The following is a 14,880-nucleotide window of genomic DNA, read 5'->3' as shown; positions in this document are numbered from 1 at the left end:
TCGGATGAAATTCCATGAAATGAAGATAGAACAAGTAGAAAAGACCTTAGAAACCGACTTTTCTTCTGGATTGACACAGGAAGAAGTAAAAAAACGGATGAAACTGCACGGACTAAATGAATTGGATGAAGGAGAAAAGCAATCAGCTTTACTCTTATTTTTTAGTCAATTTAAGGATTTTATGGTCTTAGTGCTTCTCGCAGCTACACTGATATCGGGATTGCTTGGCGAATACATTGATGCCATCGCGATAATTGCCATCGTCATTATTAACGGATTTCTTGGCTTTTTTCAAGAAAGAAGAGCAGAAAAATCGCTACAGGCTTTAAAAGAATTATCTGCTCCACAAGTTTCCGTTCTTCGAGACGGACAGTGGATCAAAATTCCTTCAAAAGAAATTGTCATTGGTGATATAGTGAAGTTTGGAAGCGGTGACCGTATCGGTGCCGATGTTAGGGTGATTGATTCAAAAAGTTTAGAGATTGAGGAATCGGCCCTTACAGGTGAATCTGTTCCTGTTTCCAAGCATATTGAGTCCCTAACCAATCCTAACCCAGGAATAGGTGATATGGAGAATATTGCCTTTATGGGTACGATGATCACTAGGGGAAGCGGTGTTGGAGTCGTTATTGCAACAGGGATGAAAACAGCTATGGGTCAAATTGCTGATTTACTCCAAAATGCCGAAACACAAGATACGCCATTACAGCGGCGCTTAGAGCAACTCGGAAAAATCTTAATAACGGTAGCATTGTTGTTAACAGTTCTTGTGGTAGCCGTGGGTGTTTTAAGAGGGCACGACATCTATGAGATGTTTTTAGCAGGTGTTTCGCTTGCGGTAGCTGCCATTCCAGAAGGGCTCCCAGCGATTGTAACAGTGGCATTATCTCTCGGTGTTCAAAAAATGATTAAGAAAAATGCGATTGTTAGGAAGCTTCCAGCCGTTGAAACACTTGGCTGTGCATCGGTTATTTGTTCTGATAAAACGGGAACAATGACACAAAACAAAATGACTGTTACCCATTTATGGAGCGGAGGTCAAACCTGGACAGTGGACGGGGTAGGCTATCAACCGCAAGGTAATTTTTATAGAAATGAGCGAACGATTAATCCTCGAGAGGAAAAAGCATTACAGCAAATGCTGATCTTTGGGATGCTATGTAATCATTCAGATTTAGTTGTCAGGGATGATGATTATTTCCTAGATGGAGATCCAACCGAAGGGGCACTGTTAGTTAGTGCCATGAAAGCAGGATTTGTTCGTTCTAAATTATTAAATGAATTTACAATTATTAAAGAATTCGCATTTGATTCTTCTCGAAAAATGATGAGCGTCCATGTGAAAGACAAGCAGGGAAGACATTTTATTGTCACCAAAGGGGCACCTGACGTCATCTTAGGAATTAGTGAATCTGTCCTTTGGGGTGAGAGATCACAATTCCTAAATAAAGAAACACAGTTCAAGGTACAAGATGCAATAAACGGCCTTGCGGCACAGGCCCTGCGCACGATTGCGATTGCTTATAAACCAATACAAGCTAACACTGTTATAATAAGTGAACAGGAAGCAGAGAAGAATTTAACGTTAATTGGTATCCAGGGAATGATTGATCCGCCAAGACCTGAAGTGAAAAAGGCGGTTAAGGAATGTAAGGAAGCAGGTATAAAAACGGTTATGATTACCGGTGACCATGTGATCACCGCAAAAGCAATTGCTTCCCAACTTGGAATCATCAACAATAAAAGTAAGGTTATTGATGGGAATGCCTTATCTCAAATGTCTGTCGAAGAATTGGAAGAGGTTGTTGATGATGTTTCCGTTTTTGCCAGGGTATCACCAGAGCATAAACTAAAAATTGTCAAAGCATTACAAAATCGCGGTCATATTGTTGCGATGACGGGAGATGGAGTAAACGATGCTCCGGCTATTAAAGCTGCCGATATTGGAGTGGCCATGGGAATTACCGGAACCGATGTTGCCAAAGAAGCTTCTGCGCTTGTTTTGTTAGATGATAACTTTGCCACAATAAAAGCTGCAATCGTAGAGGGCAGAAATATATATGAAAATATTCGGAAATTTGTCCGTTACTTACTGGCTTCCAATGTTGGGGAAATTTTGGTGATGTTGTTTGCGATGATTTTAGCGCTCCCACTCCCGCTTATCCCAATCCAAATTCTATGGGTAAATTTAGTTACAGATGGTCTGCCGGCAATGGCACTTGGACTTGATCGTCCAGAAGAAAACGTGATGAAACGTAAGCCGCGCAGCCCAGATGAAGGTGTTTTTTCTCGCGGGTTAGGCTGGAAGGTGGTATCGAGGGGCTTCCTTATAGGGATTGTAACATTGCTATCCTTTATCGTTGTCTATCATAACGACCCAGCAAAGTTACAATATGCACAAACCGTCGCCTTTGCTACACTCGTCATGGCACAGCTCATTCATGTGTTTGATTGCCGCAGTGAAAAATCAGTTCTCTCAAGAAATCCTTTCGGGAATCAATATCTTGTTTGGGCCGTTATCTCTTCACTTGCCTTGATGTTTGTTGTTATTTATTATCAGCCCCTGCAGCCGATTTTCCACACGCTGCCGATTGCAGCTAAGGATTGGTTATTGATTGTTGGGTTATCATCCATTCCAACTTTTTTACTAGCAGGGTCATTTTTGTTAAGAAAAACAAAATAAAGTGTGTTATAATCCAAAAGGTAATAGAATCCACTCTATTACCTTTTCTTTTTTGAAAAATTTAGGGAGCAATCAATTTTTCAGGAGATTGGATGTGCACAAATGGTTATTAGTATGACGGGATTCGGAAGAGCCAAGGCAGAATCAGATTTCTTCTCTGTTAATGTGGAAATAAAAACAGTGAACCATCGTTTTTGTGAAATGAATATCCGCATGCCCAGGCAGCTATTAAAAATAGAAGATCGAATGAAAAAGAAACTAAGTCAGTATATCCGTCGTGGTAGAGTTGAAGTATATGTCAGCCTAGAGGGTGAAGGTGTCGTTACCCGAAAAGTCCATGTTGACTGGAAGCTTCTTGATGAGTATGCCCAAATCATCAAGCAGGTACGTGAAAATTTTGATGTTGAAGGAACGATTACACTTCAGGATTTGCTTAGTCGAAGTGAACTCTTACATATTGAAGAAAGTGAAATCGGCAATGATGAGCTTGAGAAGCTAGTTCTAGATGCAACAGAAGAAGCTGCCAAATTTTTAAAACAAATGCGCTTGGCAGAAGGTGATGAATTAAAAAAGGATTTGCTCGCTATACTTTCACAATTAGAAATGAATGTATTTGAACTTCAAAAGTTCGCCCCGCTCGTGGTTCAATCATATAAAGAGCGCCTAACAAGAAGGATGGAAGAATTTGTTAATGGGCAATTGGACGAAACGAGGATCTTAACGGAAGTAGCCGTTTTTGCTGATAAAGCAGATATTAATGAAGAAATTACACGATTAAAAAGTCACATTCAACAATTCGAGCAAACCCTTCAAAGTGTGGAACCAATTGGAAGGAAGTTGGATTTTATCGTCCAGGAAATGAACAGAGAAGCCAATACCATTGGATCAAAAGCAAATGACTCCAACATTGCTAAACAGGTGGTCGATATCAAAAGTTTGCTCGAGAAGCTGAAGGAACAGGTTCAAAATATCGAGTAAGCCTAGTTTAGAAATGGTTTGAGACGGTCAAAATATATTATTGATGATTGGATGAAGACCATGTCGATTAAATTAATTAATATTGGGTTTGGAAATATCGTTTCTGCCAATCGAATTATTTCAATTGTCAGCCCTGAATCTGCTCCAATAAAAAGAATTATTCAAGATGCCCGAGACCGGGGGGCTTTAATTGACGCCACTTACGGTAGACGGACACGAGCAGTCATTGTTATGGATAGTGACCATGTTATTCTATCAGCTGTTCAACCAGAAACGGTTGCACACCGTTTAGCTGATCGTGATGAAATAATTGATGAAGGGTAGGATTTTTGAAAATGCAGGAAAAAGGACTGTTAATTGTACTTTCGGGGCCATCCGGGGTTGGTAAAGGAACGGTACGGAAAGAAATTTTTTCCCATCCGGATACAACTTTCGAGTATTCCATTTCGATGACAACCCGCTCACCGCGAGAAGGGGAGATTGATGGAGTAGATTACTTTTTTAAGTCAAGAGAAGAGTTTGAACAATTAATTGAAAAGGGAAAGCTGTTGGAGTATGCCGAATTTGTAGGAAATTATTATGGAACTCCTGTGGACTATGTTCGTGAAACATTAGATGCAGGTAAAGATGTCTTCTTAGAAATCGAAGTAAAAGGTGCCCGTCAGGTTCGTGAAAAGTTTCCTGAAGGTTTATTTATATTCCTTATGCCGCCAAGTTTATCCGAATTAAAGAACCGGATCGTAACAAGGGGAACGGAAACCGATGATATTATCCAAAACCGCTTGCTGTCTGCCAGGGAAGAAATAGAAATGATGGAATTATATGATTATGTTGTTGAAAATGACCAAGTGGAGCGTGCTTGTGAACGAGTGAAAGCTATTGTCACTGCAGAGCATTGCCGCAGAGAACGTGTAGAACATCGCTATAAAAAATTGCTGGAGGTTGAATAATATGTTGTATCCTTCTATTGATTCATTGCTTGAAAAAATTGATTCAAAATACTCACTTGTATCCGTTGCTGCCAAGCGTGCACGTGTAATGTCGCAAGTTAAGGATGAAAGATTACCAAAATATGTTTCCCATAAGCATGTAGGGAAAGCACTTGAGGAAATTTATAGTGGTGAATTAACGTACCGGATTTCTACAAAAGCAGAAACTACAGGTGAGCAGTAATAATTATATCGTAAGAAATCATAAGAGAAGGCGTGACAAGAGGGAGAAACCTTACGTGTCAGCCTTTTTTATTTTGGTGAAGCTTTTTTGTAGTTTTTGTCGAATTACAGTAGGTAAAAGATGAAAATTTGCATTCATTCTTGCATAATAAAAAGAAAGACTGATGACAAGAAGCGGGGGAACAGAAGATGATGAAAGATAAAAAAATATTATTATGTGTTACAGGTGGGATAGCCGTCTATAAAGCAGCTGCGTTAACGAGTAAGCTCGTTCAAACTGGAGCACATGTAAAAGTTATTTTAAGTGAATCTGCTCAGAAATTTGTTACCCCATTAACCTTTCAAGCATTATCCCGCCATGAAGTATATGTTGATACCTTTGATGAAATCAATCCGCGTGTTATTGCCCATATCGATTTAGCAGATTGGGCTGATCTAGTACTGGTAGCCCCTGCAACTGCAAATACAATTGGGAAAATAGCGAATGGGATAGCCGATAATATGATAACTACAACACTGCTTGCAGTAACATCACCTGTTTGGATTGCCCCTGCAATGAATGTGCATATGTACGACCATCCTGCCGTGAAAAAAAACATATCACTCCTAGCGGAATATGGCTATCAATTCATTGAACCTAGTGAAGGATATCTTGCCTGTGGATATGTAGGAAAGGGCCGTTTGGAAGAACCAGAAAAAATGGTGGAACTCATCCGGGAATTTTTTAGCAGCCAAGGTCACCAGCCCTTAAAAGGAAAAACTGTTGTGGTAACAGCAGGACCTACCCGCGAAAAAATTGACCCTGTTCGGTTTATTTCGAATCATTCTACTGGAAAAATGGGTTATGCCCTTGCAGAAGAAGCAAAAAAACAAGGTGCTCACGTGGTATTAGTTTCGGGTCCTGTTACATTAACACCTCCTAGTGGGATGGAAGTAATAAAAGTTGAAAGCGCAGAGGATATGTACAACACTGTTCTATCGTATTATGACGGAGCGGATGTAGTCATAAAAACAGCAGCTGTAGCGGATTACCGCCCAAAAATCACCTATGAACATAAGGTGAAAAAGCAAGCAGGTGACTCGAGTATTGAATTGGAAAGAACAAAAGATATCCTTTTAGAACTCGGAAAGAGAAAGAAGAACCAAGTGCTTGTTGGCTTTGCCGCTGAAACGGAGAATGTTGAAGAATATGCAAGGAAAAAATTAACGAAGAAAAATGCTGATATGATCGTTGCTAACAATGTAAAAGCAGAAGGTGCAGGGTTTGGAACAGATACAAATATTGTAACGCTGTTCAAACGATCAGGTGACGTAATAGACTTGCCAATTATGTCAAAGAGCAATGCAGCAAAAAGGATTATCGAAGAAATTACTTCTCTATTGAAGGAAATGGATGAAAATGGAAATAGCTAGTGTCGTTGTGGATGTACCGACAAAGCAAACAGATCGGGCCTTTGATTATTTGATTCCAGAACAGTGGAGTGGAGTCATCCAGCCTGGGATGAGGGTAATCGTCCCATTCGGTCCGAGAAAAATCCAAGGATTTGTCACTTCCTTAAAATCACAATCTGAATTTAATAAATTACGAGAAATAATCGAACCGATGGAGCTTGAACCTGTATTAAATAAAGAATTATTAGACCTTGGTGACTGGCTGACCGAACATACACTTTGTTTTAAAATCTTTGCCTATCAGGTGATGCTTCCTGCGGCATTAAAAGCAAAGTATGAAAAAAAAGTAAAACTTGCTGCAGGTGTGCTGTTGGCTGATTTATCGGAACCCATCCGCGCTCTATTTGAAAACAAATTAATGGTGGACTGGGAAGATGCTTTGAAGAATGGAATGCTTCCCTTGTTACAAAAAGAGGCAGCGAAAGGGAAGCTGGAAGTCATATACATCGTTAAGGAAAAGGTAAAAAAGAAACAGTTAAAGTTTGTCCGGCCGTTTGTTTCCTTTCCTGAATTAAAAGAGATCATTGAGCGTTTCCCTCAGAAAGCAGAAAAACAAAAGCAAGTCTTAAATTATTTTGTCGAACATTTCGATGCAGTTGAATTGAGACAGCTTGTCGCAGAACTAAAAACAACATCTGCTACCATTAAAGCACTTGTAGAAAAAAAGTTACTTACTGAGTATGTAATGGAAGTATATCGTGATCCATTTGAACATAGGACGTTTAAACGAACAAAGCCCTTACCATTAACAAATTCCCAACAAATAGCAATTGAACCCATTCTAAACGCAATTGAAACCGATCGACATGAGGTATTTTTGCTTTATGGGGTAACTGGAAGTGGAAAAACAGAAATTTACCTCCAATCCATACAAGAGGTTATTGAAAGAGGGCAGGAAGCCATTGTCCTCGTTCCGGAAATTTCTCTTACTCCACAAATGGTTAATCGCTTTAAAGGAAGGTTCGGGGATTTAGTAGCAGTTTTGCACAGTGGTTTATCTGCAGGGGAAAAATATGATGAGTGGCGCAAAATTCAACGGAAGGAAGTAAAAGTAGCTGTTGGGGCTAGATCTGCGATTTTTGCACCATTTGAGAATTTAGGAATCATCATTATTGATGAGGAACATGAAACAAGCTATAAACAGGAGGAAATGCCTCGGTATCATGCCAAGGATGTGGCAATTGAAAGGGCAAAAACCTATAACTGCCCTGTTGTACTCGGAAGCGCAACCCCATCACTCGAGTCATTTGCCAGGGCTCAAAAGAACGTGTATCATCTCTTATCTCTGCCTAAACGGATGAATAATCAAACTCTGCCGTCAGTGGAGATCATTGACATGCGTGAAGAGCTTCGCAATGGTAATCGGTCCATGTTCTCTCAAAAGCTTTTTGACATGCTGAAGGACCGCATCGAAAAAAAGCAACAATCTGTTCTATTTTTAAATAAACGAGGGCACTCATCATTTGTGATGTGCCGGGATTGCGGATATGTGATGAATTGTCCTAACTGCGATATTTCGCTTACCTACCACCGTGTTCATGAACAAATGAAATGTCATTATTGTGGGTATGAAAGTCATGTTCCTAAGCATTGCCCTGAGTGTTCAAGTGAATATATTCGTTATTTTGGTACAGGAACCCAAAAGGTAGAAGATGAACTTGGAAAAATTCTGCCGGAAGCTCGGGTAATTCGTATGGATGTTGACACAACGGGAAAAAAGGGTTCACACGAACGATTATTAACAGATTTTCAAAATGGCAAAGCAGATATTCTCCTCGGGACACAAATGATTGCTAAAGGCTTGGATTTCCCCAATATCACCTTGGTTGGTGTTCTTTCGGCTGATACGATGCTTCATTTACCTGATTTCCGTGCCTCTGAAAAGACCTTTCAATTATTAACTCAAGTGAGTGGAAGGGCAGGACGTCACCAATTGCCAGGTGAGGTCATTATTCAGACTTATACACCTGAACACTATAGTGTCGAACTGGCCGGGACACAAGATTATGATCTTTTTTATCAACGAGAAATGATGATGCGAAAAGCACACCATTATCCACCGTTCTATTATCTATCATTGATAACTATCAGTCATGACCAGTTGATGACAGTCGTAACGGCTACAGAGAAAATTGTGAACTATGTACGATCGCAGGTTTCAAACGATGCAGTCGTTTTAGGACCAGCAGCCTCGCCGATTCCTAGGATTAATAATAGATATCGCTATCAATGTCTGATAAAATACAAGCGGGAACCGAACTTGACAAAAATGTTAAAAACTATATTAGATCAATATCAAGCAGATACAAAGAGCGGCTTAATGGTAACAATTGATGTTAATCCATTTATCTTGATGTAAGTAGTTTGATACGTACAGAGTCAAAGGTTAATATTTCGCTTTTTTGGTGAAAATGTAAGCAATAAAAAAATTATTTACGCCTTAATCAAAATGGCATTTAATGGGGGAAATGAGTTGCCTATACTGAAAGTAGTAAATTACCCTGCTGAAATACTTGAGCAGGCTTGCAAGCCAGTAGTGAAGTTTGATAGGAAACTGGCAAAATTGCTTGATAATATGTATGATACGATGATTGAATATGATGGAGTAGGGCTTGCAGCCCCACAGATTGGATTAGACCAACGTATTGCCATTGTTGATATCGATGATGAATTGGGGACAATTGAAATGATCAACCCAGTCATCTTAGAAACATCTGGAGAACAAACTGGACCTGAAGGATGTTTAAGTTTCCCAGGACTGTTTGGGGAAGTATCAAGACCTGATTTTGTTAAAATTGAAGCATTCGATCGTAAAGGCAGAAAGTATACATTAGAAGCTGAAGACTTCCTCGCGAGAGCCATTCAGCATGAAATCGACCATCTTGATGGAATTTTATTTACAACTAAAGTGACTCGATATCTAGAGGAAGATGAGTTAAAAGGAGTAGAAGCTGAATGACCAAGATTGTTTTTATGGGTACTCCGGATTTTTCCGTACCGGTTTTACAACAAATTATTAATGATGGATATGATGTGGTTGGTGTGGTTACACAACCAGATCGACCGGTCGGAAGAAAAAAGATATTGACACCGCCTCCAGTAAAGGTTGAGGCCATAAAACATGATATTCCGGTCTATCAGCCAGAAAAAATTCGCCAAGAAGAAGAGCTTGAGAAGATTCTTTCACTGAAACCGGATTTAATTGTTACAGCTGCATTTGGTCAAATCTTACCAAATAAATTATTAGAAGCCCCAAAATATGGCTGTATTAATGTCCATGCATCCTTGCTCCCAGAACTTCGCGGCGGTGCGCCTATCCATTACGCTATTATTCAAGGAAAACAGACAACAGGTGTTACCATCATGTATATGGTTGAAAAATTAGATGCTGGTGATATTTTAACAAGCATTGAAGTTCCGATCACGGAAGAGGACAATGTTGGAACACTTCACATTAAATTAAGTGATGCAGGGGCTAAGTTATTATCCGAAACCCTGCCGCTGCTATTGGAGGGACAACTGTCTCCAAGGCCGCAAAATCATGTGGAAGCAACCTTTGCTGCCAACATTAAACGGGAACAGGAAAAAATTAATTGGACAAAAACGGGTGAAGAAATCTATAACCATATCCGTGGATTAAACCCTTGGCCAGTTGCGTTTACTACCTTAAATGGTCAGGTTGTAAAGATATGGCGTGCAGAAAAGGTAAAAGTGGTAAAGGGTGAAGTACCTGGAACAGTCCTTAAGGTTGAATCCGATGGCTTCATAGTTAGTTCGGGAAATGAAACAGCAATTAAAATTATTGAACTTCAGCCTTCTGGGAAAACCAAAATGATGAGTGAACAATTCTTAAGAGGTTCAAAAATATCAGAAGGCACGAAGCTAGGAGAATAGCATGACATCAACGATAAATAATGTACGAACAATCGCAATGGATATGTTAGTAGCTATTGAGAAGAATCAATCCTACAGCAATTTACTGCTAAATACGACAATTGAAAAAAACGATTTGCCTGCTAAAGATGTTGGACTTTTAACAGAATTAGTTTATGGAACATTACAAAGAAGAATGGCACTTGACTATTTTTTAGAGCCATTCGTCAAAGAAAATAAAAAGTTAGCAAATTGGGTTCATCATTTATTAAGGCTGACCCTGTATCAAATGTTGTATCTAGATCGAATACCGGACAGAGCTGCCATATACGAAGCAGTCGAGATAGCCAAAAAACGAGGCCATAAAGGAATTGGCAGTTTGGTGAACGGAGTCCTCCGGAGTATCCAACGAGAAGGGCTCCCGTCTTTGGAGGAAATTGCCGACCCCGTTAAAAGACTCGCACTTGAAACGAGTCACCCTGAATGGCTGGTTACCCGGTGGGTTGACCAGTTTGGCTATGATAAAACGAAAGAAATGTGCGAAATTAACCTAACAGCTCCATTACAAACAGCTAGAGTTAATCTCACGAAAGTCTCAAGAGACGAATGTATTTCCATGCTAGAAGAAGATGGTTTTCAAATCGAAAAAAGTCCAATCATTCCTGAGGCAATTCGATCATTAAAGGGAAATCTGGCTTCAACCATTTCCTTTAAATATGGAATGTTTACCATTCAAGACGAAAGTTCAATGCTTGCAGCTTATGCGTTAGGTGCAAAGGAAAACGAATATATCCTTGATGCCTGTGCCGCACCAGGTGGTAAAAGTACACATATCGCTGAAAAAATGGACAATACTGGTGAAGTGATCTCAGTTGATCTTCACCAGCACAAAGTAAGGTTAATTAATGATAATGCAAAACGATTAGGGCTAGAAAATATAAAAACAAGTGTTTCTGATTCAAGACATATACAGGAAAAGTTTAAGAGTGAATCATTTGATCGAATTCTTCTTGACGCGCCTTGTTCTGGTCTCGGTGTAATGAGAAGAAAGCCAGATATGAAATATACCAAGACAGAGACGGATATTAAGCGGCTAAGTACGATTCAGCAAGACTTATTAGCGTCCGTAACCCCATTATTGAAAAAGGGCGGTATTCTTGTCTATAGTACATGTACGGTTGATAAAGAGGAAAATGAATATACCGTTAAAACATTCCTAGAGAACCACCCTGAATTTGAGGGTGATATAACATTTAAAAACCGAATGCCGGAAGCAGTCCAGCCATTGATTACAGGCTTTGATTTGCAGATATTCCCACAGGATTTTGGGTCCGATGGATTCTATATTGCAGTTTTAAGAAAGAAGGTGTAACAGTTGGAACAATTAAATACAACTGAGACAAACACAACTACGGAAATTAAGAAAAAATCAATTTATTCATTGCAGTTACACGAATTAAAGGATTGGCTTTCAGAAAATGGTGAAAAGCCATTTCGTGCGGAACAAATCTTTGAATGGCTTTATAAAAAAAGAATTACAACCTTTGAGGATATGAGTAATGTTTCGAAGGGGCTTAGAGATAAGATCGCAAGTCATTTTGAACTTACAACATTAAATACAGCGATTCAACAAACCTCATCTGATGGAACGATTAAGTTTCTTTTTGAACTTCATGATGGATACTCCATTGAGACCGTGTTAATGCGTCATGATTATGGGAATTCCGTTTGTGTCACAACGCAAGTGGGCTGTCGGATTGGTTGTACCTTCTGTGCTTCTACATTAGGCGGCTTAAAAAGACATTTAGAAGCAGGCGAAATTGTTGCACAAGTTGTGAAAGTACAACAAACTCTTGATCAAACTGATGAGCGTGTAAGTTCAGTAGTTATTATGGGCATTGGTGAGCCCTTCGATAATTATGACAATATGATGTCATTTTTAAAAATAATTAATCATGAAAAAGCACTTAATATTGGCGCGCGTCATATTACCGTTTCAACAAGTGGAATTGTGCCGAAGATTTATAAGTTTGCCGATGAAGATACGCAAATTAATTTTGCTATTTCTCTCCACGCTCCAAATACAGAATTACGTTCCCGGTTAATGCCAATTAACAAGGCCTATAAACTTGATGACTTAATGACTGCAGTAAGGTATTATATCGATAAGACAGGGCGTCGAATAAGCTTTGAATATGGTCTTTTTGGAGGAGTTAACGATTCAGTTGAGCATGCCGAAGAGTTAGCTGAATTATTAAAAGGATTGAAGTGCCATGTGAATCTAATTCCTGTCAACTATGTTCCTGAAAGGGATTATGTACGGACGCCAAGAGACAAAATTTTTGATTTCGAAAAAACATTGAAAAATCGTGGTATCAATGTAACCATTCGCCGAGAGCAAGGGTCGGATATAGCTGCAGCATGTGGGCAACTTCGTGCAAAGGAGCGGAAAGAGGAGACGAGGTGACAAAAGTGAAAGCTGTTTTTAAAACGGACCAAGGTAGAGTCCGTCAGAATAATGAAGATAGTGGTGGTACTTTTGTAAATCGGGACGGACACCACCTTGCCATCGTAGCTGACGGCATGGGTGGTCACCTTGCCGGTGATGTAGCCAGTAAAATGAGTGTGTCACATCTCCAAGAAATGTGGGAAAAGTCTGAAGGAATTCAAACCCCAGATCAAGCGGAAGCATGGCTGAAAAGGCATGTTCTCCAGGTTAATCAATTACTTTTTGAACATTCTAAAACACATGTGGAATGTGAGGGGATGGGCACAACCATAGAAGCTGTAATTGCTTCCGAGAATTTTACAAGTATTGCCCATGTCGGAGATAGTCGTTGTTATATTCTAAATGATACTGGGTTCAAGCAGCTTACAGAGGACCATACGCTCGTCAATGAATTAGTCCGAACAGGACAAATTACAAAAGAGGATGCGGAGCACCATCCAAGGAAAAATTGGATTTTAAGAGCACTTGGAACAGAACAGGATGTTAAAATCGATATTAAAACGATCATGTTTGAAGAAGGAGATTACCTTCTATTATGCTCTGATGGATTGTCCAATAAAGTGAATGAAAAGGAAATGGTACAAATTCTTCAAAATGAAGATTCAATTGAAGAAAAGGCTTCTACCTTAATTAAGATCGCAAATGATAATGGTGGAGAAGATAATATTACCCTGATCATATTAGAATATGCTAATGATAATGAATTGGGTGATAATCAGTGATTATTGGGAAGAGAATAAGCGGCCGCTATAAGGTTCTTGAAATGATTGGCGGAGGCGGTATGGCAAATGTGTATTTAGCACATGATATGATTTTAGACAGAGAAGTTGCTGTAAAAATGCTCCGCCTTGATTTTGTTAATGATGAGGAATTTATTCGCCGTTTTCATAGAGAAGCACAGTCAGCTACCAGTCTTACCCATCCCAATATTGTAAGTATTTACGATGTAGGAGAAGAGGATTCTCTTTACTATATTGTTATGGAATATGTGAATGGGCAGACATTAAAGCAATACATACATCAACATTCATCACTGCGTGTCGAAAAAGCTTTAGATATTATGATGCAATTAACTTCTGCCATATCTCATGCCCATCAAAATCATATTATTCATCGTGATATTAAGCCGCATAACATACTAATTGATCGGAATGGCAATGTGAAAATTACTGATTTTGGCATTGCAATGGCACTAAGTGCTACAAGCATTACCCAAACAAATTCTGTTTTAGGTTCCGTCCACTATTTATCACCCGAACAAGCAAGAGGCGGCATGGCAAATAGAAAATCTGATATATATTCTCTAGGGATTGTTATGTTCGAAATTTTAACCGGGAGGCTTCCATTCTCTGGGGAATCGGCAGTTTCGATTGCGTTAAAGCATCTCCAATCAGAAACGCCTTCTTTAAGAAGATGGAATCCAAACATACCGCAAAGTGTAGAGAATATTGTCTTGAAGGCTACTGCAAAAGACCCCTTCCATCGTTATAACAGTGTGGATGAAATGGAGGAGGACCTAAGAACTGCACTTAATCCTGAGAGAATGAATGAACCTAAGTTTAACATTCCAATTGATGATGAAGCAACTAAGGCAATACCGATAATTACGAATGACCGTCCGCATAAAAATCTTGATGAAACATTAGTTCATAGTGCCGATAAAATTTTACCAAACAAAAAAGATACACCGAAGAAAGAGAAAGAAAAAGATAATAAGAAAAAGCGGAAAAAATGGCCGGCTGTCTTAATTACCACTTTTCTTATTCTTGCTGTTCTTGGACTCTTAGCTCCTACCCTTTTACCTGTATTATTTTCTGCTAAAGATATCAAAATCCCTGATGTAAGCGGGATGGAATTAGTTGATGCGATTTCTAAGCTAAAGCTTAACGGTTTAGAGGTAGAGAAACAAATCAAAATTCCAGATGATTTGATTGATAAAGGAGAAGTCATTAAGACAGACCCTGAAATTGGCACAACGGTCAAGGAAAACACAAAAGTTACCCTATATGTGAGTACGGGCAAAGATAAAAAGGAACTCTCAGATTATAAGGGAAGACTATACAATGATATTTTCCCGTTATTGGAAAATAAGAATTTTAAGGATATAAGGAAAACAGAGAGATATGATGAAAGTGAACCAGGAACGATCCTTAATCAATCCCCTCCTGGTGGTGAAAAAGTCGTCCCCGAAGATACTGTATTAGAGTTTGAAG

At 39.3% G+C, this 14,880-nt stretch carries 13 protein-coding genes; all 13 read left to right on the top strand.

Annotated features, from left to right (window positions below; all coding sequences use genetic code 11):
- Nucleotides 1-4: 4 nt before the first annotated feature.
- Nucleotides 5-2,683 (top strand): calcium-translocating P-type ATPase, SERCA-type, encoded by a 2,679-nt coding sequence (locus V7137_RS12490; protein WP_335698387.1) that lies wholly within the window; start codon nucleotides 5-7, stop codon nucleotides 2,681-2,683.
- Nucleotides 2,684-2,785: 102 nt separating this feature from the next.
- Nucleotides 2,786-3,661 carry a YicC/YloC family endoribonuclease gene (locus V7137_RS12485; RefSeq protein ID WP_335698386.1) on the top strand — a complete coding sequence of 292 codons (876 nt, stop codon included), beginning with the start codon at nucleotides 2,786-2,788 and terminating at the stop codon, nucleotides 3,659-3,661.
- Nucleotides 3,662-3,721: 60 nt separating this feature from the next.
- On the top strand, nucleotides 3,722-3,985 hold the full coding sequence (gene remA, locus V7137_RS12480) for an extracellular matrix/biofilm regulator RemA (RefSeq protein ID WP_026566410.1): 264 nt from the start codon (nucleotides 3,722-3,724) through the stop codon (nucleotides 3,983-3,985).
- Nucleotides 3,986-3,996: 11 nt separating this feature from the next.
- Complete coding sequence (gene gmk, locus V7137_RS12475; RefSeq protein ID WP_335698385.1) at nucleotides 3,997-4,611, top strand: guanylate kinase; 615 nt, start codon at nucleotides 3,997-3,999, stop codon at nucleotides 4,609-4,611.
- 1 nt (nucleotide 4,612) lies between these two features.
- A complete protein-coding gene (rpoZ, locus tag V7137_RS12470; RefSeq protein ID WP_218345670.1) occupies nucleotides 4,613-4,834 on the top strand; it encodes a DNA-directed RNA polymerase subunit omega in 222 nt (73 codons plus the stop codon).
- Nucleotides 4,835-5,022: 188 nt separating this feature from the next.
- Nucleotides 5,023-6,246: a bifunctional phosphopantothenoylcysteine decarboxylase/phosphopantothenate--cysteine ligase CoaBC gene (gene coaBC / locus V7137_RS12465; protein ID WP_335698384.1), complete on the top strand. Its 1,224-nt coding sequence runs from the start codon at nucleotides 5,023-5,025 to the stop codon at nucleotides 6,244-6,246.
- Complete coding sequence (priA, locus tag V7137_RS12460) at nucleotides 6,233-8,644, top strand: primosomal protein N' (protein ID WP_335698419.1); 2,412 nt, start codon at nucleotides 6,233-6,235, stop codon at nucleotides 8,642-8,644. The genes coaBC and priA overlap by 14 nt, the downstream gene beginning before the upstream one ends.
- A gap of 114 nt (nucleotides 8,645-8,758) precedes the next feature.
- A complete protein-coding gene (gene def / locus V7137_RS12455; protein WP_335698383.1) occupies nucleotides 8,759-9,244 on the top strand; it encodes a peptide deformylase in 486 nt (161 codons plus the stop codon).
- Nucleotides 9,241-10,179 (top strand): methionyl-tRNA formyltransferase, encoded by a 939-nt coding sequence (fmt, locus tag V7137_RS12450; protein WP_335698382.1) that lies wholly within the window; start codon nucleotides 9,241-9,243, stop codon nucleotides 10,177-10,179. Before def ends, fmt begins: the two co-directional genes overlap by 4 nt.
- Before the next feature lies 1 nt (nucleotide 10,180).
- The gene (gene rsmB / locus V7137_RS12445) at nucleotides 10,181-11,530 is read left to right on the top strand and encodes a 16S rRNA (cytosine(967)-C(5))-methyltransferase RsmB (protein WP_335698381.1); all 1,350 of its coding nucleotides are present in this window, start codon (nucleotides 10,181-10,183) and stop codon (nucleotides 11,528-11,530) included.
- 3 nt (nucleotides 11,531-11,533) lie between these two features.
- The gene (rlmN, locus tag V7137_RS12440) at nucleotides 11,534-12,625 is read left to right on the top strand and encodes a 23S rRNA (adenine(2503)-C(2))-methyltransferase RlmN (protein WP_335698380.1); all 1,092 of its coding nucleotides are present in this window, start codon (nucleotides 11,534-11,536) and stop codon (nucleotides 12,623-12,625) included.
- Nucleotides 12,626-12,630: 5 nt separating this feature from the next.
- Nucleotides 12,631-13,389: a Stp1/IreP family PP2C-type Ser/Thr phosphatase gene (locus V7137_RS12435; RefSeq protein ID WP_335698418.1), complete on the top strand. Its 759-nt coding sequence runs from the start codon at nucleotides 12,631-12,633 to the stop codon at nucleotides 13,387-13,389.
- On the top strand, nucleotides 13,386-14,880 hold a 1,495-nt coding region (gene pknB, locus V7137_RS12430), incomplete at its 3' end, for a Stk1 family PASTA domain-containing Ser/Thr kinase (protein ID WP_335698379.1). The genes V7137_RS12435 and pknB, both read left to right, overlap by 4 nt.

The sequence above is a fragment of the Neobacillus drentensis genome (genome assembly GCF_036962765.1).
GTDB classification, from domain to species: domain Bacteria; phylum Bacillota; class Bacilli; order Bacillales; family Cytobacillaceae; genus Neobacillus; species Neobacillus drentensis_C.
The sequence above is the reverse complement of the archived record's forward strand: the minus strand, read 5'-3'. Positions and strand labels throughout refer to the sequence as shown.

What these genes read in the sequence shown, in the direction of transcription:
- priA (WP_335698419.1), top strand. Translation starts at nt 6,233, where the DNA reads ATGGAAATAGCTAGTGTCGTTGTGGATGTACCGACAAAGCAAACAGAT.
- rpoZ (WP_218345670.1), top strand. Translation starts at nt 4,613, where the DNA reads ATGTTGTATCCTTCTATTGATTCATTGCTTGAAAAAATTGATTCAAAA.
- gmk (WP_335698385.1), top strand. Translation starts at nt 3,997, where the DNA reads ATGCAGGAAAAAGGACTGTTAATTGTACTTTCGGGGCCATCCGGGGTT.
- rsmB (WP_335698381.1), top strand. Translation starts at nt 10,181, where the DNA reads ATGACATCAACGATAAATAATGTACGAACAATCGCAATGGATATGTTA.
- V7137_RS12490 (WP_335698387.1), top strand. Translation starts at nt 5, where the DNA reads ATGAAATTCCATGAAATGAAGATAGAACAAGTAGAAAAGACCTTAGAA.
- fmt (WP_335698382.1), top strand. Translation starts at nt 9,241, where the DNA reads ATGACCAAGATTGTTTTTATGGGTACTCCGGATTTTTCCGTACCGGTT.
- V7137_RS12485 (WP_335698386.1), top strand. Translation starts at nt 2,786, where the DNA reads ATGGTTATTAGTATGACGGGATTCGGAAGAGCCAAGGCAGAATCAGAT.
- coaBC (WP_335698384.1), top strand. Translation starts at nt 5,023, where the DNA reads ATGATGAAAGATAAAAAAATATTATTATGTGTTACAGGTGGGATAGCC.
- remA (WP_026566410.1), top strand. Translation starts at nt 3,722, where the DNA reads ATGTCGATTAAATTAATTAATATTGGGTTTGGAAATATCGTTTCTGCC.